Below are 25,780 nucleotides of genomic sequence, written 5' to 3' on the forward strand. Positions count from 1 at the left end.
TCGAACTCCTAAAATAGCTACAAAAAACAACAAAACAAATTACTCCTTCATCGAGAAAAGCTTTTTAAATATTTCCTGAGATAAGACAAAGCAAATAATGCTGTAGTATTTGTAGATTAATACGTATTATTATTAAAATCCAAAAGTATTCAAATTATTGTCTAATAGAACAATTAATTACCTAAAACCTAAAGATTTTCTTCGGACAAATGCAGTGATACATCTTCTAGAACAATTTGTTTCTACTAAAAATCATTAATTTTGTAAGTTCAAAGATGTCACAGACTGAAGTTTTATCATATCGCCCGTTTCTTATAGCAGTAGCTACCAATCTGGTGGGGTGTAGATCCACAGCAGAAGACATGGTGCAAGAAACTTTTTTTAGTTGGTTGAAAGTAGATACCAGCAAAATTCAAGATGTAAAGTCCTATCTAACGCGGACTGTCACCAATAAATGTCTCAATTATCTTAAGTCTTTGAAACAAAAGAAAGAAGATTGGATAGAGAATGTTCAACCTAGTTTTTCTTCACTCAGCATTAATCCGGATTTTTCCAATTTGGATTTGAAATGTGAAGTAACCCATGCTTTGTCTGAAGTGTTCAAAAAGCTTGCTCCTACAGAACGCGCGGTATTTGTTTTGAAAGAGTTGTTCAATTTTGATTATTCTGATTTGACTTCAATACTTGATAAGAAAGCAGACAACTGCCGACAAATTTTCAGCAGAGCGCAATTAAGACTTTCAGAAGAAAAAGATCGCTTTCATATTGATGTTGATAAATTGAAAAAGACGGTTGTTGATTTCAAAAATGCCACATTGGGGGAATTTTCGGGTTTGATCGAAAATCTAAAATCAGACATCAAGTAAACCAATTTCATGTTTTTATCATTTGATTATTAGTATATTTATACAAATAGCTAACTGATAAACTATGAAAGCGCTCTTCTTAACTTTTATTTTGACTTTGGTAGTTCACTTATCCTATTGTCAAGTCTCGTCAATTAATGTTCAGTATTATCTGCAGATCCAGAATAGTACGTCGAATGGTGTTTCACCGGTTATTCGGAGGGACAATCAAACTTATTCATCATTTAGCTATTTGCCTCAGGAGTATAAAGAATATCGGGTCATTCATATAGCAAGAACCGATGCATCATTTGATGATGTTTACTTTATAGATGAGGATGGTAATACGAGTACCCATTCAATCATGCAAACCAAACCTGTCAATGTCATGAATATGCCTGGTCAACCGCAAAGGGATAGTTTCAATCCTCATGGATCCAATACTTTTGACCAAGCATTGATCTCAGGAGTTTCACATCTTATTTCAAGATGGATTTTTTAGAATTTGACGACCTTCATGTTTTTCTTAGATAGCAAAGTAGGCGGTAGCATTTGAATGATCTCTTCCTTAAGAGCATTTATCAACTTGTGCTTGACAAAACTCTTTTTTACTACCAAGCCGACTTCTCGGGTAGGAATGGGTTCACTAAATTTTCTGATTTTGCTTTTCTCATCTTTGCTTAGGTCGAAAGTAAATAGTTCTGGAACCAGCGTATACCCACCTCTCTTATCTACCAATTTCTTCAATGCTTCCAGTGAGCCACTCTCGTACCAAACCCGATCGTTGTATCTTTCAGTTTTACTAGAGTTACAGATTGTCAAAGTTTGATTTCTGAAACAGTGACCTTCATTGATTATCCAAAGACCTTCTGGTTTGAGTGCTTCAGGATCTACTTTCTCATTTTGATATAGCGCATGGTGATGAGAAACATAAATGAAAAACTCCTCATAGAATAAAGGGATTTCATGAAATGATTCATTGGCAAGTGGTGTCACCAACAGCGCAATATCTATCTCATCCTTTTTCAACTTTTCGACCAAAGAATCGGTCATGTGTTCAGAAATCTGAAGATTGATGAAAGGGAATTTTTCGACGAAACTGGAAATAAACAGAGGAACCAAATAGGGTGCAAGAGTTGGGATGACTCCTATTCTTACATCACCTTTAATATCATGTTTTTCTTCATCTATGATTTCATTGATTTTGCTTGATTCTCCTAGAATGATTCTGGCCTGTTCCAGTATTTTTTTGCCAATCTCAGTTGGCTGAACCGGATGCTTGGATCTATCAAAAATTAATACACCCAGGGAGTCCTCCAGTTTTTGGATTTGCATACTCAGGGTTGGTTGGGTAACGAAGCACTTTTCTGCCGCTACGGCAAAATGGCGGAAGTTGTCTAAGGCAACAATATATTCGAGCTGAACGAGCGTCAAGACAGAAATTTTAGAATGAAATGGTTTGCTCTAATTGAGCGTTCAATTCTAATACTTTTATTCGAGAATCTTGAACTCTACCCTTCTATTCTTCTTGCGACCTTCTACTGTTTCGTTAGTAGCTACAGGTTTTGTTTCGCCGTAACCGATTGTAGTCATGCGACTGCTTTCTATCCCTTGCGATATAAAATAATTATAAACCGCATTCGCACGTCTTTTAGATAGCTGCTGATTGTAGGTCGGATCACCAATAGAGTCGGTATGTCCCGAAATTTCAATCTTACCAATCTTACCGCTTTCCAACAAACCTTTGATTCTTTTAAGCTCCGAATAAGATCCTGTTTTCAATTCATCTTGATCAAAATCAAAGAAGATATTGTTTACGACAACAGCTGCTCCAGTATGAATTGGATTTAACAGCAAGTCTTGAACAATGGTTTCTGATTCCGTGATATCATTCAGATCAATATTTTCATTCTTGGACAAGAAGCCATCCTTCTCTGCCATGAAACCATAGCGTGCCCCTGGTCGGACTTTGAATTCGAAGATTCCATTTGCGTCTGTATAGGTTTCTCCCACTTTTACTCCATCAGGAAGTCTTTCTACAATCACTTTTGCAGGCATGGAATTATTATTTTCTCCATTGAAAACCTGACCTTTTAGGGTAATAAAAGTTTCCTCAACAGGTTTGACCACAGGTGCCGCAGCTACGACTGGTTCTGTTGCTGGCTCTGCAATAACAGAATCCTCTTCTGCTTCTTTTGCTGCTATAATTTCCTCTATACTCTGTGGCTCTTCTGCTCCTGGCTCAACAAAAAGCTCATCTACACGAAATTGAAAAACATCTGTGTTTTCATCCGTAGATCCACGAGTAAAATAGGCATGGCTGCCAGAAGAAGGAATATTGAAATAGGTGTCGTCTTGTGGTCCATTTACACCACGGCCCATGTTTTCTGGTTTTGACCAATTGGTCCAAGTGTCATCCAGTCTTTTGGAGACATATATATCTGCTCCACCATATCCTCTAAATCCTCTAGAAGTAAAGTATAGGGTTTCGTTGTCCTTGTCCAAAAATGGTGCGTACTCCTCATCAGCGGAATTAACAGTAGATCCTAAATTCAATGGCTCACTCCAACGTGTCACATCACCATTTTTCTTAAAACTCACATAGAGGTCACGATCACCATTTGTATCGTCTCTTTCCAAAGACAAAATGATCGCCTCTAAATCCTGGCTCATATAGAAGTCCGCTTGATCAGAATAGTTGTAAGGATTTTCAACGTCAATGTTTTCCGGTCTGCTCCATTTTTCTCCATCCGTACTTCTAGACATTGAAATACCTTCTCCCATTCTTCCTCTTTTTTCATATCTATTACCTAGCAACAAGATAGTTTCATCACCAATTTGAGTGATAGAGCAGATATAGTTGGGTCCTTCATTATTGAGTGGAGATCCAATATTTTTGGCAGGCAACCATTCTTGGGTTTCCTCATCTAGTTCAGAATACCAGATGTCAGAATAATCATCCATACCACCCACATTGTCTGGATGGCTTCTTCTACTGAAATATAATCTCTTGCCATCGGGTGAAAGTAATGGTCCTAATTCTGAATACTCACTATTAACGTTGGAGCTAAGTCTCTCAGTGCTCAGGTTATTATTGACATTGGCTGCCAACTCTATCAACACGCTAATTGGAATATTGGAACTTGAAAGTCCGATTGCATCTACGGCATTGTAGCCTGGAACGGCCTCACAATTCAAATCCACTCTGATGTAGGCGATGCGATATGGTGTCTTTTCGAAGAATAAATTCAAAAGTCTGCTTTCTAACGGGATGGGTCTTGCATTCAGATCGAATAGCAGATATTCGTTGTCTAGTGAGTCATAGGCAAATACCTTACTGACAGCACCTGGGTTTTCAGTTTCGGCAATGGCAATTTGTTGAGCCCGGATTGGTTCGTCAAATTTGACTACTATGTATTCATTTTCGTTGGTTTTGGCCGGTCTCCACGCATTTGGGCTTTCTCCTCCAGATGGATAGACGTTGGGTGAATGCAAGGCCTGGCTTGCAGCATACTGAAGTGCTGTCAATTCTGATGTGACAAACATGACTTCAGAAGCCCATTGAACTGTTTCTTGAGCCCATGAATTTGAACTCATTAATATAATAATGACGAGAATTCTAAAGTTCTTCATTCAGGTTAGTATCCTAAGATGTAAAAATGAATCATAGACTGGCGGAACCAAAGATATATTTTATTGTTGAATTATCCTGACCTCTACCCTTCGGTTTTTGGTGCGGGCCTCTGGAGTACGTTCTCTGGTCAACGGTTGTGTACCTCCAAATGCTTTGGTTTTAATTCTTGATTTCTTGATTCCCTTGCCAACTAAATACTCCTTAACTGCTTCAACTCTGTCTTCGGATAGTTTCATGTTAGCATCAGCATTACCCTGAAAGTCGGTATGACCTTCTAACTGTACAACGGCATTTGGCCTTTGTTCGAGCCATTTAGCAAATTCATCTAACTCTTCGTGAGACTCCTCTGTTATAATAGCCTTGCCACGAGCAAAAATCAAATTGTCCAATGTGATTTTTTCATGCATGGCGTCAGGTTCCATTTTGAAATTTTTTTCGATTAAGCCAAGACCTTTATCCAAAATTTCAATCTCCTGACTTATGGGCTTGTACCCATCTGCTTTTACACTAATGATGTACTTTTGATTTTCAATCATGTTCAGTTCATAAACACCATTGCCGGGATCAGTATTTGCAACTCCCATATCATCATAGTAAGGCAGCTTTTCATAAAAGACTTTGGCGGAGATGGGTTGATTAGACTCCGGGTCAGTGACTGTTCCTGTCACTCTTATTAACTTATCCCCACTCTGAGCGAATGAAGTAATTGCGATGAGAAGAGAAACAATAGTTAAGGTAGATTTTAAACTCATGGTAAATTTGGGACTAACTAACTCAACCTCAAAGATGAATAATTTAATTCAAACTATAGATTTTAATCCAGAGAATGATGATTGAATTGCAAATGTCCAATTTTGATTAGTACCCCCCAATGATATAATGGGTCTTCATAATAATTGAGATGGGCACTGGCTGGACCTATGATTGTGTCTAGAATCAATCCAGTGCTCAAGGCATATTTAGGTGAAAACCTGTTGAGATTAAATCCTTCTGTCTCATTCAATATTTGAATAGCTTGAAAAGCATGTCCCTCCATTCTCACCTTTAGATTTTTGGAAAATGAATAAGATAAAACTCCTCCTAATGCAACAAAGCTTCTAGCTCTCCAGTCCTTGAGAAATAGGGTACGACTGTCCTGAATTGGATAATAGGCTGGTAAGTTAATTTCGGTTGCCATCGTACTAGCAATAAATGGAATACTAGTAAAACAAGATTCAACTGTGGTGCCTGATTGGAGGTTTTTTGATAAGCTCCAGTATTTGTCGTATCGCAGATGTAATTTCCACCAATTTGGTTTATTCTTTATATCGGAGATCGTATCAGATTTGAAATTGAGTTTGGATCCCCCCATATAATAACCTGCTCTTGCATGTAATCGACTACCCTGAGTCGGAAATTCAACATCATTTAGGCTATTGTGAAAAAGATAAACTTCTCCTTTATGCCCGTTTAATTGAAATGTCTCAAAACTTGTACTCAAAGGGTTCAAGGAGCTGTGAAGTTCATCTTCATTTCTAAAATAAGAGTATATCAAACCGGCACTATATGACCTATTCAATTTCCGATTCATATTTAGCGAAGTGTTAAAATCCTTCCTTCTAAGAGGAGAAACTTGTTCTGTCAGCAAGAGATAATCTGAGGCACTCAAATAGTCCCACTTATTAAAAAGAACACTTGGTTGAATAGACCAGGTCGATTGAGAATTTATATTAAAGTTGGCACGTGCACCAAAAGAACTATAGAACCTTCCAAGATATGCCTGAACAGCATATTCTTGTAAAATCCCTGTTAGTCTTTTGAGGTTCATCTCCAAGAAAAAATATGAAATATGCCTAGAGGTAATACTTCCACCGATTTTTGATTTTAGTTTGGAATTTTGGCTACCACTTAGTTTGAAAATGTTTCTGTCTTGAAATTCGTAACTAGGAAAAAGATTTACGAAAAAATCATCGGATATTAAACTGAAATATCCTTTTTTGATTTGATGATAATCAAGAGTCTTCTTACTATTGAAACTCTTCTTGATATAATTGGACTGCTTGGAGTTAAAACCGGAGACCGTTATAGCATCAAATCGAATATTTTCTTTTTCATATCTAAATTCATTCCTGCTTTTAATTAGGTTTTCAGGTGTGCTTCTTCTTTTGATCTTGGATTTTATTTCCTCCATTTGATTGAGGGTCGATTGATAACCAATTTGATAAATGGAGTCTGCCATATCAAATGCTGTTGCACTATATCGGGTAAGATCAACATCGATAAAAACATCATTATTTGATAATAGAGAAGGATCAGATTTATCCAAAAGCATGAAAATAACTGATTCTGTCATTAGTTTTTCATCTTGACCATATGGATAGCGTTCACTGACTTTATCTCCAACATTTACTCCAATGATCACGTCTGGCTTAAATTCCTTTTGAGCAATATCAACTGGGAAATTATCGAATATGCCTCCATCGAAAATAAGTTTACCATCAATTCTGACTGGCCTGTAAATAAACGGTACAGACATGGATGCCCGTACTGCCTCAAACAGAGACCCACTATCTAAAACTTCTACGCGTTCTTGAAAAATATTTGCTCCTACTGATCTAAAAGGAACAAAAAGCAGGTCAAAATCTCCTTTTGATTTTTTCGTTGCAGCGGCAAATTGTTCAGATAGTTGAATGTTCAAATTATAGTCCGAATCAAGGTTGATGTCTAAGGTAGGGTTAAGGATAGAGTCTAATTTAAGTTTGATCGAGAACCAAGAAGGATCGGGGTATTTCATCTGATAGCTTACGCTATATTTTTCTTCTATGGTTCCATTGACCCAGTCCTGCATATCTTGCGAAAGGGCTAGATCACTAATCTCTTGGGCGCTATATCCAGCAGCATAATGTCCGCCAACTACACTGCCCATCGAAGTGCCCACTACAAAATCGATTGGAATATTGTTTTCTTCTAACGCCTGTATTACTCCTGCATGTGCGATTCCTTTCGCGCCTCCTCCGCTAAGTACAAGGGCAACTGATTGTCCATAAGACTGAAGGCTATGAATGACCAAAAGCATAGAAAGTATCAGGCGGTAAATCATCATTTATAAAGGTGAATCATTTAAAACTATAACCTTAGGAGAAACATACAAAACAATCTGCCTTTATATTTGTCGCCATGGCAATATCTAAATCCAATACTTCTCTGGAATTGTACCGAAATCGATCCAAATTCAAATGGGTGGTTTTGGTGGTTTCTATAGTGATCAGTTTGGTCTCGATTTATTACACCAACATTTTAGTAGGGCAGCTTAGGGCACGAGAAGAAAAGTTGATCAGCCTTTATGCCAATACACTCGAGCATTTTGCCAATCAGGAGAGTGATACTGATATGAACTTCATATTCGAAGAGATCATTGTTTCCAACAAATCTATTCCTGTGATAGTAACGGATGAAATCGGCAAGCCGCTGGATTCTAGAAATATCCCCAAAGCGGATCGAGCAGAAACCAAAAAGGAAAGAGATAAAGTGCTAAGAGAGGAACTCGAAATCATGGAGGCGCAACATGAACCTTTGCTAGTTACACTCAGAAGTGGAGATGGCAGCATTACCGGATATCAGTTCATTTATTATCGAAACTCTGATTTGCTTGCGCAACTCAAGTATTATCCCGTAGTTCAACTTTTGATTGTGGGTATATTCGGAATGATAGCTTTTTTAATCTTCAATTATTCGAAGGCTGCAGAGCAAAACCGGGTCTGGGTTGGGATGGCTAAAGAAACTGCACACCAGTTGGGTACACCGATTTCGTCCCTGATGGCCTGGGTTGAATACCTAAAGTCGGATGAGAAAATGGCCGATCAGGAAATCATCGTCGAATTGGAAAAAGATGTCGAACGACTCAATATGATTACCTCCCGTTTTTCCAATATTGGTTCTGAGCCATTATTAGAAAGCACAAATATTTTTGAAGTGGTGAATGAGACAATCACTTATCTCAAAAAGAGGCTGTCCACAAAAGTGAAGTTTTCGATCTCTTGTTTTCCAGGAAAGGAACTAGAGGCCAATATCAATATTTCCTTATTCGAGTGGGTCATCGAGAATCTTTGCAAAAATGCTGTAGACGCCATGGGTGGTGAGGGAGAAATAAATATTAAAATTCTCAAGGCCAACGAAGGGCATGTGGTGATAGACATTTCGGACACGGGAAAAGGCATTCCTAAATCTATGATTCAAAAAATCTTCCAACCAGGCTACTCTACTAAAAAGCGTGGTTGGGGGTTGGGCCTTACATTGGTCAAACGTATTATCGAAATATATCACAAAGGAAAAATATACGTTAAGCAATCAGATATCAACAAAGGCACAACCTTCAGAATATCACTGAAATCCTGATCAGCCCAAAAACAAAAACGAATGTTGGGGATTAGTCAAACTTAGCTTAACTTCGCACTTTGAAAAAATAGGACACAATTTTCATAGAATAAAATATCTAGAAATGGCAAATAGTGGTAAAATCACACAAGTTATTGGCCCAGTAGTAGATGTAAGCTTCGAAGCTGAAGGGTCTAAAATTCCAAATATTTTGGACGCACTCTACGTAACTAAAGAAGATGGCTCAAAAGTAATCCTCGAATGTCAACAGCATTTGGGAGAAGACAGAGTAAGAACCATCGCAATGGAAGGTACCGAAGGTATGACCAGAGGAATGGAAGTGGTCGATACTGGATCTCCTATCACTATGCCAATCGGTGAGGATATTAAAGGTCGTCTTTTCAACGTAGTAGGTGAAGCTATCGATGGTATCGAGCAGCCAAAAGGAGAAAAATCTCTACCTATTCACAGAGAAGCACCTGCATTCGAAGACCTGTCTACATCTACAGAAATCTTATTTACAGGTATCAAAGTAATCGACTTGATTGAGCCTTACGCTAAAGGGGGTAAAATTGGTTTGTTCGGTGGTGCCGGTGTGGGTAAAACTGTATTGATTCAGGAATTGATCAACAACATCGCAAAAGGACACGGTGGTTTGTCTGTGTTTGCTGGTGTAGGTGAGAGAACTCGTGAGGGTAATGACCTTCTAAGAGAGATGATCGAATCTGGAATTGTGACCTATGGAGAGGAATTTACCAAATCTATGGAAGAAGGTGGATGGGATCTTTCTAAAGTAGATAAGAAAAAATTATTAGAGTCTAAAGCAACCTTCGTGTTCGGTCAGATGAACGAACCTCCAGGGGCAAGAGCTAGAGTGGCACTTTCTGGGTTGACAGTTGCTGAATATTTCCGTGATGGAGAAGGTGACGGTGAAGGTAAAGACATTCTTTTCTTCGTTGACAACATCTTTAGATTTACGCAGGCTGGTTCTGAGGTATCGGCATTACTTGGTCGTATGCCATCAGCGGTAGGTTACCAACCAACGTTAGCTACAGAGATGGGTGCGATGCAGGAACGTATTACTTCTACTAAGAACGGATCCATTACTTCAGTTCAGGCAGTATATGTACCAGCGGATGACTTGACTGACCCTGCTCCAGCGACAACTTTTGCTCACTTGGATGCAACTACGGTACTTTCAAGAAAAATTTCTGAGTTAGGTATTTATCCAGCGGTAGATCCATTGGATTCTACTTCTAGAATTTTGTCTAGAGAGATCGTTGGAGATGATCACTACGATTGTGCTCAGAGAGTAATCGAGATTCTTCAGAGATACAAAGAACTTCAGGATATCATCGCGATTCTTGGTATGGACGAGCTTTCTGATGAAGATAAGCAGGTCGTGCACAGAGCGAGAAGGGTACAGAGATTTTTGTCTCAGCCATTCCACGTAGCAGAGCAGTTTACAGGATTGAAAGGAGTTTTGGTTGATATCAAGGAAACGATCAAAGGTTTCAATGAGATCATGGATGGTAAGTATGACCACTTGCCAGAAGCAGCCTTCAACCTTGTAGGTGGAATCGAAGATGCTGTAGCGAAAGGTGAGAAACTATTGGCAGAAGCTAAATAAGCAACTATGTTTTTAGAGATCATAACACCAGACGAAAACGTATTCGCAGGAGAAGTGGACCATGCGACATTTCCAGGAAGCGAAGGATCATTTCAGGTTTTGAATGATCACGCAGCTATGGTTAGTTCTCTTGGTACAGGAGATCTCAAAATCGTGAGTACGCACAATAAGAAAACAGAAGAAATTCACATGGCCATCGACGGTGGTGTAGTGGAGATTCTCAATAACAAAGTGCTGGTTTTGGCCGAGCACATTGAGAAGTAATTCTTCAAAAAATATACTTTCAAAACCCACAAGTCTGACTTGTGGGTTTTTTGTTTTAACTCATACATCTTCTTATTTATCAATTACTTCCGCAATAATTTGTTTGTTGTCCGCTAAGTGTATAATTTTTTAGTCCAATTCTAACTAGAATCATAGATGGCAGGCAAAACAGCATTGATCGCGGGTGCTACCGGTTTAGTAGGTAGAGAATTACTAAACACCTTGCTTAGCAAGGATTACTATTCCAAAATCTTGATTCTTGGTAGAAGATCCATTGAGATCAAAGACAATCGAATCGAAGAGATCATCATCAATTTTGATGAGTTAGCCAACTATCAGGATCAAATCAGCGCCCATGACTACTACTGTTGCCTGGGTACCACCATGGGTCAAGCCAAATCCAAAGAAGCTTTTTTTAGAGTAGATTTCACGTATCCAGTCGAATTGGGAAAATTGGCTAAGAACGATTCGCAGTTCGAAACATTCTGTATCGTTTCTTCCTATGGTGCCAATTCAGAATCTGCCCTATTTTACAATTCAGTTAAAGGTCAGGTAGAAGAAGCCCTTAAAGATTTAGATCTGAAAACCCTTCATATTTTTCAACCTTCCTTACTTTTGGGCTACCGCCCGCACTTTAGATTGTGGGAGGAAATGGCAAAATTGGCCTCCTCTATTTTATCCTTTTTTATCATTGGTTCAAGATTAAGGTTTTGGGCCATCAGAGGATCGCAAGTAGCAGAGGCTATGTATTATATTGCCACGAGTGATCAAGAAGGGACTCATGTCCACAAGCCACTCGAAATGCAAAAAATCGCACACCAAAAGGAATACAAATTTGATAGTAGTCATTCAGAAGTCACTTGAGGCGTCTGTACAGATTGAGGGAAATATCAAAGGCCAGATAGGAAATGGCTTGATGATATTGGTTGGAATAGAAAATGAAGACGGCCAGGAAGATATCGAATGGTTGAGTCGAAAGATTGTAAACATGCGTCTATTCGAGGATGAAGAAGGCGTGATGAATAAAAGTCTATTGGACGTCGATGGTGAGATTCTCTTGATCAGCCAATTTACACTTCATGCTAGCACCAAAAAGGGCAATCGACCCTCCTACATCAAAGCAGCCAAACCCGATGTGGCCATTCCCCTTTATGAAAAAATGATAGCTCAATTGGAAGGTGATTTAGGTAAACCAATCGCTACGGGAGAATTCGGCGCAGATATGAAAGTATCCCTCATCAATGATGGCCCAGTCACGATAATCGTAGATTCTAAAAACAGACAATGATGACCATAGAAGAAGCGCAAAAGCAGGTCGACGATTGGATCAAGGAATATGGCGTCCGGTATTTTAGTGAATTGACCAATATGACGATCTTAACGGAAGAAGTTGGAGAGCTAGCTCGCATCATGGCCAGGACTTATGGCGATCAGTCATTCAAGAAATCTGACATGGGCAAAGATCTAGGCGATGAAATGGCTGATGTGCTTTGTGTCTTGATATGTTTGGCCAACCAAACTGGGATCAACCTGACAGAGGCATTTCAAAAAAATCTCGAAAAGAAAACCCAGCGCGATTCAGAACGGCACAAGGCAAACGATAAGCTTTAAAGTTTTTGATCGATCCAGTTTTTGATATCGCTTAGGATTGCTTCCTTTTTTTGATCATTGTGTCCTTCATGTTTGGTCTCAGGATACAATTTGAAATCAATTAAATCTTTTCTCAGCTCTGAAAGGAGTTTCGATCCCTCGGGGTTGGTGATTGCGTCATTTTCTCCATGGAACACAAAAAGAGGCAGTTTTAATCTATCGGTATTATCCAAAGCCCATTTGCCCTGAAGGTAACTTTCGCTGAACATCTGAACTGATATTCGATCATGAACAAAATTATCTTCTCTGTAAGCTTGATTCACAGCTGGATCATTCGTAAGCTGATCCATCTCCAGTTCGTTCGATTGGGAGAATGAAGGCCATATTTTAGCCACTTTTCTGGCCAGTCCGATTTTCCATTTTGGAGGCTCTTCTTTGAGAGTAAGCCAAGGGGAGGAAACAATTGCACCCTTCAACTCATTGGTATTGCGAAGTAAGCAGTAGTTGGTCACCAAATTGCCACCGAGGCTGTGACCATAGAGGAACATGGGCAGGTCGTTGTATTCTGCTCGCGTATACATTAGAAGTTCTTCCACATCGTCTAGCAATGCTTCGTAGCTGGGGCTATGCCCTTTTTTTCCTTCAGATAAGCCATGCCCTCGTAGGTCAATGATAAAAAAGCTGAATTGATGCTCGCAGAAAAACTGAGCGACATGCTCATACCTGCCGGCATGTTCTCCCAATCCATGAATGAGGCAAACCAATCCCTTTGGATTCGGGACCAAATATTCATGCCCTTCGAGTTGGGTACCGTCTCTGCTAACTATCGAAAATTCTTCTTTCTCTATCATCTTTACTTACGGTTGGCAAGATAGACACCTACCAAAACAATCACAACGCCGAGGCTTTGGTAAATGTTCAAACTCTCTCCATCCAGCAGCCCCCAGGCAATGGCAATGATCGGAATGATGTAGGTACAGGAGGAAGCAAATACTGGAGTGGCGATTTTGACCAGATTATTAAAAATGAACATCGCAAGCGCTGTACCGATTACTCCTAAGATGGAGATGTAGGTAAACCCTAGAGCAAAACCCTGTGTACCGATTTTATCCAAAATATTCGTGCCAAGAAATAAATAGAGTCCACTGATGGGCAACACGAGCAAGAATGAGACGGCAGTAATATGCAGCGCTTTGACTTCTGCCAAATATGTTTTGATCACGTTGGCATTGACACCATACATAACCGTGGCTGCCAATATGAAAAAGCCAGAATAGTTGATTTTGCCCAATTGAAAATTGGCCCCTCCAAGCATGATAAACACACAACCGAGAAAACCAATGATGATTCCGATTGAAGCTGCCCGGGTCATTCTCATCTGAAAAAATGTGGCCCCAATGAGAGAGACGAATATAGGAGTGAACGAATTGATGATTCCGGTAACGGCACTATCAACTTGCGTTTGCGCTATCGCAAAAAGCATGGCGGGAATGTAGCTGCCAAAAAATCCCACTATAAAAACGTAGGGCAATTTTCGCACAGGGATTTTCCTGATGGAACGAAATCCAAATGGAGCCAATGCCAAAGAAGCCATGAAAATCCGAAGCGTTCCTACCTCGCTGGCATTCATAACCAGCAGTCCTTTTTTGATGAGAATGAAGGAACTGCCCCAGATTAGGGAAATAAGCCCGAGTAGTACCCAGGCCAGCGAATCTTTATTTTGCATGCGGTGGGGCCGAGTTAAGAAGTCATCAATTCAGCTCCTGCCAGTTCATTTCCTAGTTCATCAAGTACGAGTAGCGTTTCTTCATAAGTAGGAGTCTCCACCAAACGAGCACGAAATGGTTTGACTCCAGCTATTCCTCTAAAGTAATTGGTATAGTGTCGGCGCATTTCGAAAATACCTTTTTTGTCTCCCTTCCACTCTACTGAAAACTTCAGGTGTGATTTAACTACATCAATTCTTTGTTCCAGTGTCGGAGGAGGCAGTTTTTCACCTGTCTTGAAATAGTGCTTGATCTCGTTGAAAATCCAAGGGTAGCCGATGGCCGCTCTACCAATCATAATTCCGTCTACACCATAAACATCCCGGTATTCTTTGGCTTTTTCTGGTGAGTCGATATCTCCATTACCAAAAATTGGAATGTGAATATCAGGTTGTTCTTTCACTTGTTTGATATAAGACCAGTCTGCTTCGCCTTTGTACATCTGCTGACGTGTACGACCATGGATGGTCAGGGCTTTGATTCCTACGTCTTGTAATCTTTTAGCTACTTCAACTATTTTGATCGTATCGTGATCCCATCCGAGTCGTGTTTTAACTGTAACTGGTTTGTTGACTCTTTTCACGATTTCGGCAGTCATTTCGACCATCTTGGGAATGTCGAGTAGAATACCAGCCCCGGCTCCCTTGCATGCGACCTTTTTGACGGGACAGCCATAATTGATATCAATGATTTCGGGATCAGCCTCTTCCGCTTTGGCGGCTGCTTCTCGCATTGATTCGATTTTGTCACCAAAAATCTGAATCCCAATCGGGCGTTCATAGTCATAGATGTCCAGCTTTTGCAGGCTCTTGGCTGCATCACGAATTAGTCCTTCGGAAGAGATGAATTCTGTGTACATCAGATCCGCGCCATTTTCTTTGCATACCGCTCTGAATGGAGGGTCACTTACATCTTCCATCGGTGCAAGCAACAAGGGAAACTCACCTATTTCTATGTCTTCGATTTTGACCATTTGGGCTTAACTATTTTATTGTCTGACCAATCGAACAATACTTTTTTGATTATTCGAATTATCAGAACATTTTTGCTGCAAAGTTAAGTGTATTCTGCAATATTGTTTGAATCATAAGAATTGGCTTTCGCCAATTGTCAGATAGCTTAACTACTGAACTCAACTAGGTAAGATGACAGAATTACTACCCCAAGGGAAGAACCCATTTTTAAGTTTAATCATACTCGTTGGTTATGCCTTGATTGGTCTGTTTGTCTTTCAGTTTTTTGCCTTTGTTCTCATCATTCCATTTACTGATATGGGTTTGGTTGAGTTTACTGGCGCTATGTCTAGCATTACCAGTTATCCAGAGCTAAAACCTCACCTGCTATTTATTCAATTCATGAGCTCATTGGGAGGCTTTGTTCTGGCACCCTTTGCATTTATCTATCAGCAAGAAAAGCGTGGTTTGTTTCTGGATTTTCACTCAAAGCAGCTTACCGCGCCTGCATTTTTGCTCGCCATTGGAGTTACACTTTGCTTTATCGTAGCGGACAGTGTGATTATAGAATGGAATATGAACTTGGAATTTCCTGAACCTTTCCAGTCTTGGGCCAAGGGAAGTGAGGAGCAGGCAGCAGAGTTAACCAAATTTTTGACCTCCATTGATAGCCTACCCTATTTCATTGCGGTATTCGTTACGGTTGCCATATTGCCGGCAGTAGGTGAGGAATTGTTGTTTCGTGGACTGGTTCAAAAATATTTTACAGTTGCTTTCAAAAATCCTCATGTGGCGATCTGGATTACCGCGATTCTTTTCAGCGCTTTTCATTTTCAGTTTTTTGGCTTTGTTCCGAGGATGTTATTAGGGGCCTTGTTTGGTTACTTATTTTATTTCTCTGGCAACTTGCTTTATGCCATTCTGGGTCATTTGATCAACAATGGTTTGACCGTTTTGATGATGTATCTTTATCAGGAGGAAATCGTCAACTACGATATTGAAAATACCGAATCGATTCCCTTGGAAAGCGTGGGCATATTTGCCATCTTAGGGATTGGACTTTTTGTACTTTATACAAAACAATTTAAAGATAAACGGTTGCATGACGGACTGGCAAAAGGTGTATAGCGACAAGAACGAATATCGCGCCAATATCGTCGTTTCTGTATTAGAGGACTTTGGAATTCAGCCGGTGCTGGTCAATAAAAAAGATGCGGCCTACCAGTTGGGGCATTTCGAAGTACATGTAGCGGCTGATCATGTGATCAGAGCGATTAAGATTATAAAAGATGACATCAACTTCAACTAAGTACGCCGATCTGGCGAAACGTTTGGTCACAGGTATTATCGGCGCATTTTGTGTCATCTTCGCCATTGCTTATGATATGTGGGGCTTCTTCGCTGTTTTTTTGATTACCAGTGTGCTTACCCAGTGGGAGTTTTACAAGTTGATCAAAGCCAATGGCATCATACCACTCCGTACCTATGGCACGCTGATGGGTATTTTGATTTACACTTTGTTTTTTCTGGCTTCATCAGGAATCTTACCAGACCTGGATTGGTTCTATGTGATTCTTCCGCTTACCTCTGGTGTATATTTTATCAAGCTTTATAAGAAGGACGAAAAAAAGCCATTTACCAATATAGCATTTACCTTTCTTGGGATCTTTTATGTGGCTTTGCCAATCTCCCTATTGAGCGTGGCAGCATTTACTCATGGGCATTACAGTTATGAAATCATCATAGGCTTGTTTTTAATTTTATGGGCTAGCGACACAGGTGCCTATTTTGCAGGGATTCAATTTGGAAAGAGAAAATTGTTCGAAAGAGTTTCGCCTAAGAAATCATGGGAAGGAAGCGTAGGTGGAGCGATCCTTTCACTTCTTTTCGCTTTAGGTGTTTCCCATTATTTTCATGATTTGGCGAGATGGCAATGGATCGTGATATCTATTATCACGGTAGTCTGTGGAACTTATGGAGACCTAATCGAATCTTTGTTTAAACGAAGTATGCAAATCAAGGACTCAGGCAAGAAGCTGCCAGGTCATGGAGGATTTTTAGATCGTTTTGATGGTTTGTTGTTATCCGTACCATTCATTGTGATCTTCTTAAAATTCTGCATGAAGTACTAGGCATTTTTATTAGATTGGAAAACCCGCGAATAATTGGGTATATGATTACATTTGTTCCAAACAAACAACAAACACAGAAATGGGATACATAGAACCTGCTCCAATTAAGGATAAAGAGAATCCTTTCGAGTCTATGATGTCGAGGTTTAATGTGGCTGCTCAAGCCCTTGGCCTGGACGATGAAATCTATAATGTTTTAAAATCTCCCTACAAACAAGCCATTGTATCACTTCCTGTCACCATGGATGATGGTTCGATCAGAGTGTTCGAAGGCTATCGTGTGATCCATTCCAATATTTTGGGTCCATCCAAAGGTGGTGTCAGATTTGATTTGGGTGTAAACCTGGATGAAGTCAAAGCCCTGGCTGCCTGGATGACCTGGAAATGTGCGGTGGTGGATATTCCCTATGGTGGTGCAAAAGGGGGCATCAAATGTAATCCAAGGGAAATGTCTGCTGGTGAAATCGAGAGACTCACACGAGCATACACCCAGACGTTGAATGAAATATTCGGCCCGGACAGGGATATCCCTGCTCCTGATATGGGAACCGGTCCTCGCGAGATGGCCTGGATGATGGATGAATATTCTAAATCTCAGGGTATGACCGTCAATGCTGTCGTAACTGGAAAGCCATTGGTATTGGGCGGATCGCTGGGTAGAACCGAAGCGACTGGTCGTGGAGTAATGATCTCTGCTTTGTCTGCTATGGAAAAACGACAAATCAATCCTTTCAACGCCAAGTGCGCGATTCAGGGGTTTGGTAATGTGGGATCCTGGGCAGCTAAGCTGTTAGAAGAGCGTGGAGTGAAAGTCGTAGCGATTAGCGATATCTCTGGTGCTTACTTTAACGACAATGGAATCAACATCGCTAAGGCGATCGAATACCGTGATGCCAACAACAGAAGTTTAGAAGGTTTTGATGGAGCTGAAAGAATTGAAGGGGATGAACTACTCTACCTCGACGTAGATGTGTTGATTCCTGCAGCAATGGAAGACGTAATTACAAAAGATAATGCTGCCAAAATCAAAGCTAAACTGATCGTAGAAGGCGCCAACGGACCGACATCCGCTAAGGCAGATGCCATCTTGAAAGAAAATGATGTGTGGGCAGTTCCGGATATTCTGGCCAATGCGGGTGGAGTAACGGTGTCCTACTTCGAATGGGTTCAAAATCGATTGGGATACAAATGGACACGTGAGCGTGTCAACCGTAGATCGGATCGTATTATGAAATCATCCTTTAATCACGTATATGATGTATCTGAAGAATACAACGTATCTTTGAGGATTGCAGCATATATTGTAGCAATTGATAAAGTATCTAACACTTATAAATACAGAGGAGGGTTCTAAGGAACCCTTTTTTACCCTACTGCCATGACATTACATAAGGAAGGACGAAAAATTCTATTTATTCTACTCGTCGTTTTATTTGCCATCAACTATTTGGTCAAACGTTATTTTCCAGAGCCAGAGATTGTTCAACAGTTGACCTTAGTGGCGAGTTTAGTTGTTTATGTTTTGGTCCTGCAGTTTTTTAGAAACCCCAGTATTAAGATACAGATTGATGATAGGGTAGTACTGGCTCCAGCAGATGGAAAAGTAGTGGTGATTGAAAACACTATGGAGGGAGAGTATTTCAAAGAGGAAAGAAAACAAATTTCCATCTTTATGTCTCCTTTGAATGTTCATGTTTGCCGCACACCAGTAGGTGGATTGGTCAAATATTTTAAATACCACGCTGGGAAATACCTGGTAGCCTGGCATCCCAAATCAAGTACGGAAAATGAGAGAACCACGATGGTGGTAGAAAATCCTAATGGAGTGGAAGTTCTCGTTCGTCAAATAGCCGGAGCAGTCGCCAGGAGAATTAAATGGTATACCAAAGAGAGCGACAGATTGTTGCAAGGCCAGGAATATGGCTTTATCAAGTTTGGCTCTCGTTTGGATATTTTCTTGCCTTTGGATGCTGAAATCAAAGTGGATTTGGAGCAAAAGACCAAAGGTGGAAGAACTGTTATTGCTGAGCTGAAATAATCAGCTCAGGTTTTTCAATAGAATTACTTCCTTATCTGTTAGCATTCTCCAGTTTCCTCTTGGTAGGTCTTTCTTGGTCAATGGGCCATACATGGTGCGGTCCAGTTTGACCACCTCATACCCGAAGTGTTCGAAGATCCTTCTAACAATTCGGTTTCTACCGATATGGATTTGAACGCCGATCGTTTTTTTACTGCTATCCAATACAGCCAAATCATTGATCTGAACAGGTCCATCTTCTAGTTCAAAGCCATTCGCTATGTCCTCGAAGTGGTGAGTTGTAATTGGCTTATCCAATTCGACTTGATATATCTTTTTGATCTTGTATGACGGATGAGTCATTTTCTGAGACAACTCTCCATCGTTGGTTAGCAATAGTAAGCCAGTTGTATTACGGTCCAGTCGCCCAACTGGATAGATTCTTTCGTCACATGCATTTTTGACCAGATCCATTACAGTTCTGCGGTTTTCTGGATCCTCCATCGTACTGATGTAGTCCTTGGGTTTATTCAGTAGCACATAGACAAAGTTTTGAGGGCTTATGACTTTGTTGTTGTATTTCACCTCATCCTTGCGTTCGATTTGCATCCCCATTTCGGTGACCACTTGATCATTGACTTTGATTCTTCCTTCCTGAATCAATTTGTCTGCGTCTCGTCTGGAACAAATACCAGAGTTGGCAATATATTTATTGATTCGGATAGGGTAGGAAATCGATTTATATGGAGTGGTTTTGGACTTTTGGGGCTTGTTTCTTCTTTGCATGGCTTAATCTTAATCCTGCAAAGCTAGGCAATAAGCAAATTGAAACAGCAGAAGCGACTGCTAATCTTGAGATTCCCCGATTTCGTTGTCCTTTTGCTCGAAATCTTTGAGCGTCGGAAGTTCATTGAGATTGTTGATTCCGAAATAATCAATGAAGTTTTGACTGGTGCCATAGAGGAGGGGTCTCCCAACCGCTTCTGATTTGCCTTTGATCTCGATCAACTCCTTTTCCAGCAACTTTTGAACCGAGTAGTCACAGTTGACACCTCGGATTTGCTCCATGTCCCCTTTGGTAACGGGCTGCTTGTAGGCAATGATCGCCAGGGTTTCCAGAGCGGAATTCGAAAGTCTTTTTTTGGATTGCTGTTTCAGCAGGATGCTGATGCTGGTCTGGTAGGCAGGTTTAGTCAAAAATTGATAACCGCCCCCACTTTTGACCGGCTCGAAAGAGAACTCTTCCGAGGCGTATTTTTCCTCTATAGAAACTATGGCTTCCTCTATATCTTTCATAGGGACGTCCGCTTCAAACATTTCGGACAAGCAGTTTCTAATCTCCTTGTCCGTAATGGGTTTAGGCGAACAAAATATCAACGCCTCGATATGGTTGGACAAAAAGTCCAATTAGCTATTCTGCTTCAGTTTAGAATCTATCGAAAGCGTCGTATGAGGTACCGCTCTTAATCTTTCTTTGCTTATCAGTTTTCCGCTCTCCTTGCAGATACCATAGGTACCATTTTTGATTCGGATCAAAGCATTTTCCAGATTGGTAATGAATTTCTGTTGTCTGGCTGCCAATTGATTCAAGCTTTCTTTTTCAGCTGTATCTGCACCGTCTTCCAGTGTTTTCACATTCCCATACGAGCTATCAGTCCCTGAGTCTTTACTTCTGGTAATCGACTCCTTGATGTAGTTTAGTTCGTTCCACGCCTTCTCCAACTTGTTGTTGATTAGTTCTTCAAACTCCTTCAGCTCATCGGCAGAATAACGTGTTTTCTCTCTTTCGCTCATAATAATGGTTTTTAACAGATTGGTTGCGCTAATCTAGTTCAACACATCTAAAAAGTAAAGTGATAAATAGCTGGCTTTTCAATTATTATCCACAAGTTATTCTCTTGCTTCTGACTACTTAACTTTTATCTTTAAAATATTAAACGAAACCCAATATGAAAAAGTATTACTTGATTATCATCTTATTTGTTGCCTCTTGCTTCAGTATTTTTCCAGCATTTGCTCAGAATATACCTGGAAAAGGAGACATAGCCATCGTGATTCATGGTGGGGCGGGATATATACAACGTCCAAATCTCAGTCCTGAACAAGAAAAAGACTATCGAGCCAAATTGGAAGAGGCCCTAAAAGCAGGATATGAAAAACTGGATCAGGGAGCATCTGCCGAAGAGGCAGTAGTTGCTGCAATTCAAATTCTGGAAGCTTCTCCGTTATTCAACTCTGGTGTAGGTGCAGTGTTGACGGAAGAAGGAAAAGCAGAACTGGATGCCTCTATTATGAATGGTGCAGATGGATCAGCCGGTGCAGTGGCAGGTGTCAGCCGAATCAAAAGCCCGATATTGGGAGCCATGGCTGTTAAAGATCAATCACCACACGTGATGATGGCTCGGGAGGGTGCCGAAAAATTTGCCGAGACTCAAGGATTGGAAATGGTGGATCCGGATTATTTCGTCACCGACAAGCGCATAGCCCAATGGGAAAGAATGAAGAAAGAACAATTGGAAAAAGCAGAAGGCTCTATCAAAAACTGGGAAGACACCAAAATGGGAACGGTAGGAGCCGTAGCACTTGATAGAAATGGAAACATCGCGGCAGGTACTTCTACAGGAGGTATGATGATGAAAAAATTCGGGAGAATCGGTGATTCTCCGATCATAGGGGCTGGCACCTTTGCTGAAAATGAATCTTGCGGAATTTCTGCTACAGGTCATGGAGAGTTCTTCATGCGCAATGTGGTGGCCTATGATATTGCCGCGAAAATGAAATATCAGAATATTAGTTTGTTTCAGGCTGCAAATGAGGTAGTCATACAAAAACTGAAGAAAATCGAAGGAGCAGGTGGAATCATAGGCTTAGACCAGGAGGGAAACATTACGATGACATTCAACACACCCGGTATGTTTCGCGGCTACATGAACAAAAAAGGAAAACCAGTTTCTATGATTTATGGGTTGGAGGATTAATGGAATCCAGCCTTATCAACTCGCCCATCCATCACGGTCGAGGCTTCTGTATTGGATGGCCTCTGCGAGATGTTCGATTTGGATGTCCTCCTTTCCGGCTAGGTCTGCGATGGTTCTGGATACTTTAAGGATGCGATCGTAGGCTCTGGCTGATAGGCCGAGTTTTTCCATGGCAGTTTTGAGTAGCGCCTTGCCTGCTTGATTGATCTGACACATGGATTTGACCATTTGCGAATTCATCATCGCATTGTTGTAGATCTCGGGTTGGTCTTTGAATCTTTCTTCCTGTATCAATCGGGCTTCAATGACTCGCTTTCGAATTTCTTCGCTGCTTTCAGTTTTTCGGTCAGCACTTAGTTGATCGAAAGATACGGGAGTGACTTCTACATGAAGATCAATTCTGTCCAGCAAGGGGCCGCTGACTTTGTTTAGGTATTTTTGTACTACTCCCGGAGCACAGACACATTCTTTTTCGGGGTGATTGTAGTAGCCACAGGGGCAAGGGTTCATACTGGCGATCAGCATAAAGTTGGCGGGGAAATCAATCGAGATTTTAGCTCTGGAAATGGTGACTTTTCTTTCTTCCAAAGGCTGTCGCATCACCTCTAGAACTGCTCGCTTAAATTCCGGTAATTCATCCAGAAAAAGAACCCCATTGTTGGCCAGAGAAATTTCACCGGGCTGTGGGATACCCCCACCTCCGACTAAAGCAACGTCACTGATCGTATGATGTGGCGCACGGAATGGTCGAGAGGCAATTAACGAGGCGTGCTCTTTGAGATGGCCTGCTACCGAATGGATTTTTGTGGTTTCCAGAGATTCTTGCAGACTCAGCGGAGGGAGAATGGACGGCAGTCTTTTTGCCAGCATCGTTTTGCCCGCGCCTGGAGGTCCGATCATGATTACGTTGTGCCCGCCGGCTGCAGCTATCTCGAGTGATCGCTTGATGTTTTCCTGTCCCTGAACATTAGCAAAGTCTGCTTCATATTCGTTGATGTGAGTTTGGAACATATCACGAGTGTCATATTCCAGTGGTTCTATCAATTCAAACCCAGTGAGGTGTCGAACGGCCTGTAATAGATTGTCTGCTCCCAGAACTTGTAAGTTGTCTACGATGGCTGCTTCGGAGGCATTTTCTTTTGGCAGTATCAAGCCTTTGAAGCCTTTTTTTCTTGCCTCAATGGCAATCGGAAGCGCACCTTTGATCGGCCGGATGCTTCCGTCCAGTGCTAGCTCCCCCATGATTAGATATTCTTCCAGATTAGGAACGTCTATTTGAGCGGAGGCAGCCAAGATGCCGATAGCTATAGGCAGGTCATAGGACGAACCTTCTTTTTTGATATCAGCAGGGGCTAGGTTGACGATCACTTTTTGGCGTGGCATGCTGAACCCGTTTTGCTTGAGGGCAGACTCCACGCGATGTTCACTTTCTTTGACCGCCGAGTCGGGTAGACCGACCATAAAAAATTTAGTTCCTGTGCTGACGTTGACTTCAATGGTGATGATATGGGCATCCACACCATATACTGCACTTCCGTAGGTTTTTGCTAGCATTCGCTTTTCTTCTGGGATTAAGAAATTCTCAATACGCTGCTCATACAAGTATAGCAGATTCGTGCTACTTATTCATGGCTGCCAGACTCCAAGTCGGCAATTTTTTTATTGAGTTTGGTAATTCTCTTCTTCAGTTTTTTGATATGAATGTTTTCAATAATCAATACTGAACCAAATAATATGATACCAATCCCGGCCAATTTTAAAACGAGGCGCATAAGGCTCACCCATGTATCTATGGGATCCCAAGTCCAATGCAGCACGAGGTTTTCGTAGGTGACAGCTATAAAAAGACAGAATAAGAAGTAGAGGATATAAATTCCATATAGGTATGGTTTGAGCTTTTTCATTTGCGGATGTCTTTCTCGAATGGCTGATTGAGGATATATACGATGCTTTTACAGTCTACGGATTCAAGATAGTGAATTATCCTTGAACTTCTTTTTGTTGCTTTTCAAAATACCTACACATGAGCGTAATTTTGCAATCTTTGCAATTCGGTTTCCGTGCCAGGCAAGTATATCTTCCGTGAAGAATGAGCCAATGGTGCGCTTTGGCGATATGCTCTTCGGGTATATGTTTTACCAACTGTTTTTCCACTTCCAGTGGAATTTTGGCATTTTGAGTTACAAGTCCCAGGCGTTTCGAAACTCGGAAAACATGCGTGTCTACTGCCATAGAAGGCTGATTGAAAACCACTGAAGTGATAACATTGGCAGTTTTTCTTCCAACACCGGGCAATTTGACCAAATCTTTGGTATCCGAAGGCACTTCTGAATTGAAGTCTTCTACTAGCATCTTGGCCATTCCTAAGAGATGCTTGGTTTTGTTGTTGGGGTAGGAAATGGATCTAATGTAAGGAAATAATTCGTCGAAATTAGAATTGGCCAGATCTTCGACTGTTGGGAAAGTTTCGAAAATGGCTGGCGTTACCATGTTTACGCGTTTGTCTGTGCACTGCGCACTGAGGGCAACTGCTACGATCAGTTGATATGGGTTTTCGTAGTGAAGTTCTGTTTCGGCTTCTGGGCTGTTTTGGCTGAAATACTCAACAAAGAATTGATACCTCTCCTTTTTGGTCATGGGATTCGTTTTTTCAAAACTAATTTCACGTTTCGAAATTAATTAAACCGTGGTATTAAAGACTTATTGAGAGGATTTTTGATCGTCGCGATATTGAAGGGAATATTCGAATATGCGACCCAAACTGTTTTCGGAAGGGGTCAATAGCAACCGATCCAAGACTGTCGTATCCCCCATAAAACTCGAGAGCTTTTCCTTGAGCTCCGGATTGTTGAGGACTTCTTTTTCTATCTCATCATCTTCGGTGGATGAGGTTTCGCCATAAATGTAGCGGATCAGGTCAGTCTCGGTATATGGTTTGATCATACTCAATGTTACGTTTTTGCATCTTTTTACGCAAATTAATCAAAGCATAGCGCATTCTGCCGAGTGCTGTGTTGATACTGACATTAGTCGTATCAGCTATGTCCTGAAAACTCATTTGCATATAGTGTCTCATGATTAGCACTTCCTTCTGTGTTTCTGGCAATTCCTGAACCAGATTCTTCAAAAGTGCATTGGTATCGTCTTTGATCTGTAGCGACTCTACAGAATCTTCGGCAAAGTCCAGAGTATTGAATACTCCAGTGCCATCTTCCATTACAATTTTTGGATACCTCTTCTCTTTACGGAAAAAGTCTATAGCAAGGTTGTGTGCTATGCGTAAAACCCAGGGAAGAAATTTTCCTTCTTCGTTGTATTTACCTGATTTCACTGTTTTGACCACTTTAATAAAAGTGTCTTGCAGTAAATCTTCTGCAATGTACTTGTCTTTGACGATCAAGTAGATTGTGGTAAACACTCTGGATTTGTGTCTTAAGACTAATTCCTCAAATGCCGCTTCATTTCCATTTTTGTAACGTGATACCAATTGGCTATCACTAACACCCTCTTTGTTCATTTTACCTGAGCTTTTAACGTAACTATTCAGTTCATATTGCTTGGTTTTGTCTTGAATCTTGGGATTATAGGTGTTTTTCTTTCCGAATGTATTCATAGCGT

Annotated in this window: 29 protein-coding genes; 14 read left to right on the forward strand and 15 right to left on the reverse strand. The window is 40.8% G+C overall.

What is annotated here, in order from left to right; translation table 11 throughout:
- The first annotated feature begins 275 nt into the window (after positions 1-275).
- Positions 276-866, forward strand: coding sequence for a sigma-70 family RNA polymerase sigma factor (locus N7U62_RS16760; protein WP_264139195.1), 591 nt, complete (start codon positions 276-278; stop codon positions 864-866).
- A 64-nt stretch (positions 867-930) separates the two neighbouring features.
- Positions 931-1,347, forward strand: a complete 417-nt coding sequence (locus N7U62_RS16765; protein ID WP_264139196.1) for a hypothetical protein — start codon at positions 931-933, stop codon at positions 1,345-1,347.
- Here the strand turns inward: N7U62_RS16765 and N7U62_RS16770 are convergent.
- The 4 genes from N7U62_RS16770 to N7U62_RS16785 all read right to left on the reverse strand — a co-directional run bounded on the left by N7U62_RS16770 (position 1,344) and on the right by N7U62_RS16785 (position 7,561).
- A complete protein-coding gene (locus N7U62_RS16770) occupies positions 1,344-2,279 on the reverse strand; it encodes a hydrogen peroxide-inducible genes activator (protein WP_264139197.1) in 936 nt (311 codons plus the stop codon). The genes N7U62_RS16765 and N7U62_RS16770 overlap by 4 nt on opposite strands.
- A gap of 57 nt (positions 2,280-2,336) precedes the next feature.
- Positions 2,337-4,442, reverse strand: coding sequence for an OmpA family protein (locus N7U62_RS16775; RefSeq protein WP_264139198.1), 2,106 nt, complete (start codon positions 4,440-4,442; stop codon positions 2,337-2,339).
- A 96-nt stretch (positions 4,443-4,538) separates the two neighbouring features.
- Positions 4,539-5,231, reverse strand: a complete 693-nt coding sequence (locus tag N7U62_RS16780) for an OmpA family protein (RefSeq protein WP_264139199.1) — start codon at positions 5,229-5,231, stop codon at positions 4,539-4,541.
- Between the two features lie 62 nt (positions 5,232-5,293).
- Positions 5,294-7,561: a patatin-like phospholipase family protein gene (locus tag N7U62_RS16785; RefSeq protein WP_264139201.1), complete on the reverse strand. Its 2,268-nt coding sequence runs from the start codon at positions 7,559-7,561 to the stop codon at positions 5,294-5,296.
- A gap of 74 nt (positions 7,562-7,635) precedes the next feature.
- Here N7U62_RS16785 and N7U62_RS16790 point away from each other — a divergent pair, with 74 nt between their 5' ends.
- The 6 genes from N7U62_RS16790 to N7U62_RS16815 all read left to right on the forward strand — a co-directional run bounded on the left by N7U62_RS16790 (position 7,636) and on the right by N7U62_RS16815 (position 12,337).
- On the forward strand, positions 7,636-8,853 hold the full coding sequence (locus N7U62_RS16790; protein WP_264139202.1) for a sensor histidine kinase: 1,218 nt from the start codon (positions 7,636-7,638) through the stop codon (positions 8,851-8,853).
- A 103-nt stretch (positions 8,854-8,956) separates the two neighbouring features.
- Positions 8,957-10,462, forward strand: coding sequence for a F0F1 ATP synthase subunit beta (gene atpD, locus N7U62_RS16795; protein ID WP_264139203.1), 1,506 nt, complete (start codon positions 8,957-8,959; stop codon positions 10,460-10,462).
- Positions 10,463-10,468: 6 nt separating this feature from the next.
- A complete protein-coding gene (atpC, locus tag N7U62_RS16800; protein ID WP_264139204.1) occupies positions 10,469-10,726 on the forward strand; it encodes an ATP synthase F1 subunit epsilon in 258 nt (85 codons plus the stop codon).
- A gap of 156 nt (positions 10,727-10,882) precedes the next feature.
- A complete protein-coding gene (locus N7U62_RS16805) occupies positions 10,883-11,590 on the forward strand; it encodes an NAD-dependent epimerase/dehydratase family protein (protein ID WP_264139205.1) in 708 nt (235 codons plus the stop codon).
- The gene (gene dtd / locus N7U62_RS16810) at positions 11,562-12,014 is read left to right on the forward strand and encodes a D-aminoacyl-tRNA deacylase (protein ID WP_264139206.1); all 453 of its coding nucleotides are present in this window, start codon (positions 11,562-11,564) and stop codon (positions 12,012-12,014) included. The genes N7U62_RS16805 and dtd overlap by 29 nt, the downstream gene beginning before the upstream one ends.
- Positions 12,014-12,337, forward strand: coding sequence for a nucleotide pyrophosphohydrolase (locus tag N7U62_RS16815; RefSeq protein ID WP_264140443.1), 324 nt, complete (start codon positions 12,014-12,016; stop codon positions 12,335-12,337). Before dtd ends, N7U62_RS16815 begins: the two co-directional genes overlap by 1 nt.
- Here the strand turns inward: N7U62_RS16815 and N7U62_RS16820 are convergent.
- From N7U62_RS16820 to dusB, 3 genes are read right to left on the reverse strand one after another with little or no spacing between them, the layout of a single operon-like run.
- Positions 12,334-13,167, reverse strand: a complete 834-nt coding sequence (locus N7U62_RS16820) for an alpha/beta hydrolase (RefSeq protein WP_264139207.1) — start codon at positions 13,165-13,167, stop codon at positions 12,334-12,336. The two genes, N7U62_RS16815 and N7U62_RS16820, sit on opposite strands and share 4 nt — an antisense overlap.
- Before the next feature lie 2 nt (positions 13,168-13,169).
- Entirely contained in the window at positions 13,170-14,042 is an 873-nt protein-coding gene (locus N7U62_RS16825; RefSeq protein ID WP_264139209.1) for a DMT family transporter, read from the reverse strand.
- A gap of 14 nt (positions 14,043-14,056) precedes the next feature.
- Positions 14,057-15,055 (reverse strand): tRNA dihydrouridine synthase DusB, encoded by a 999-nt coding sequence (gene dusB / locus N7U62_RS16830; RefSeq protein ID WP_264139210.1) that lies wholly within the window; start codon positions 15,053-15,055, stop codon positions 14,057-14,059.
- 172 nt (positions 15,056-15,227) lie between these two features.
- On the opposite strand from dusB, the gene N7U62_RS16835 reads away from it, so the two are divergent.
- From N7U62_RS16835 to N7U62_RS16855, 5 genes are all read left to right on the forward strand, one after another.
- Entirely contained in the window at positions 15,228-16,163 is a 936-nt protein-coding gene (locus tag N7U62_RS16835) for a CPBP family intramembrane glutamic endopeptidase (protein WP_264139211.1), read from the forward strand.
- Complete coding sequence (locus N7U62_RS16840; protein ID WP_264139212.1) at positions 16,138-16,344, forward strand: putative signal transducing protein; 207 nt, start codon at positions 16,138-16,140, stop codon at positions 16,342-16,344. Before N7U62_RS16835 ends, N7U62_RS16840 begins: the two co-directional genes overlap by 26 nt.
- The gene (locus tag N7U62_RS16845; RefSeq protein ID WP_264139213.1) at positions 16,325-17,167 is read left to right on the forward strand and encodes a phosphatidate cytidylyltransferase; all 843 of its coding nucleotides are present in this window, start codon (positions 16,325-16,327) and stop codon (positions 17,165-17,167) included. The genes N7U62_RS16840 and N7U62_RS16845 overlap by 20 nt, the downstream gene beginning before the upstream one ends.
- A 79-nt stretch (positions 17,168-17,246) precedes the next feature.
- Positions 17,247-18,521, forward strand: a complete 1,275-nt coding sequence (locus N7U62_RS16850) for a Glu/Leu/Phe/Val family dehydrogenase (protein WP_264139214.1) — start codon at positions 17,247-17,249, stop codon at positions 18,519-18,521.
- Between the two features lie 24 nt (positions 18,522-18,545).
- A complete protein-coding gene (locus N7U62_RS16855) occupies positions 18,546-19,205 on the forward strand; it encodes a phosphatidylserine decarboxylase family protein (RefSeq protein WP_264139215.1) in 660 nt (219 codons plus the stop codon).
- On the opposite strand, the gene N7U62_RS16860 is transcribed toward N7U62_RS16855, so the two are convergent.
- From N7U62_RS16860 to N7U62_RS16870, 3 genes are read right to left on the reverse strand one after another with little or no spacing between them, the layout of a single operon-like run.
- Positions 19,206-19,970, reverse strand: coding sequence for a pseudouridine synthase (locus N7U62_RS16860; RefSeq protein ID WP_264139216.1), 765 nt, complete (start codon positions 19,968-19,970; stop codon positions 19,206-19,208).
- A 60-nt stretch (positions 19,971-20,030) separates the two neighbouring features.
- Complete coding sequence (scpB, locus tag N7U62_RS16865; protein ID WP_264139218.1) at positions 20,031-20,591, reverse strand: SMC-Scp complex subunit ScpB; 561 nt, start codon at positions 20,589-20,591, stop codon at positions 20,031-20,033.
- Positions 20,592-20,978, reverse strand: a complete 387-nt coding sequence (locus N7U62_RS16870; protein ID WP_264139219.1) for a TraR/DksA family transcriptional regulator — start codon at positions 20,976-20,978, stop codon at positions 20,592-20,594.
- 155 nt (positions 20,979-21,133) lie between these two features.
- Between N7U62_RS16870 and N7U62_RS16875 the strand changes: the two genes are divergently transcribed.
- Complete coding sequence (locus tag N7U62_RS16875; RefSeq protein WP_264139220.1) at positions 21,134-22,162, forward strand: isoaspartyl peptidase/L-asparaginase family protein; 1,029 nt, start codon at positions 21,134-21,136, stop codon at positions 22,160-22,162.
- A 15-nt stretch (positions 22,163-22,177) separates the two neighbouring features.
- Here the strand turns inward: N7U62_RS16875 and N7U62_RS16880 are convergent, their stop codons facing one another.
- From N7U62_RS16880 to N7U62_RS16900, 5 genes are all read right to left on the reverse strand, one after another.
- On the reverse strand, positions 22,178-23,716 hold the full coding sequence (locus tag N7U62_RS16880) for a YifB family Mg chelatase-like AAA ATPase (protein ID WP_264139222.1): 1,539 nt from the start codon (positions 23,714-23,716) through the stop codon (positions 22,178-22,180).
- A gap of 68 nt (positions 23,717-23,784) precedes the next feature.
- Entirely contained in the window at positions 23,785-24,066 is a 282-nt protein-coding gene (locus N7U62_RS16885) for a hypothetical protein (RefSeq protein ID WP_264139223.1), read from the reverse strand.
- A gap of 76 nt (positions 24,067-24,142) precedes the next feature.
- Positions 24,143-24,799, reverse strand: coding sequence for an endonuclease III (nth, locus tag N7U62_RS16890; RefSeq protein ID WP_264139225.1), 657 nt, complete (start codon positions 24,797-24,799; stop codon positions 24,143-24,145).
- A 63-nt stretch (positions 24,800-24,862) separates the two neighbouring features.
- Positions 24,863-25,105, reverse strand: a complete 243-nt coding sequence (locus N7U62_RS16895) for a hypothetical protein (RefSeq protein ID WP_264139226.1) — start codon at positions 25,103-25,105, stop codon at positions 24,863-24,865.
- The gene (locus tag N7U62_RS16900; protein WP_264140444.1) at positions 25,080-25,679 is read right to left on the reverse strand and encodes an RNA polymerase sigma factor; all 600 of its coding nucleotides are present in this window, start codon (positions 25,677-25,679) and stop codon (positions 25,080-25,082) included. Before N7U62_RS16900 ends, N7U62_RS16895 begins: the two co-directional genes overlap by 26 nt.
- Positions 25,680-25,780: the final 101 nt, after the last annotated feature.

Source organism: Reichenbachiella ulvae (genome assembly GCF_025833875.1).
In the GTDB taxonomy this organism is placed as follows: Bacteria; Bacteroidota; Bacteroidia; order Cytophagales; family Cyclobacteriaceae; genus Reichenbachiella; species Reichenbachiella ulvae.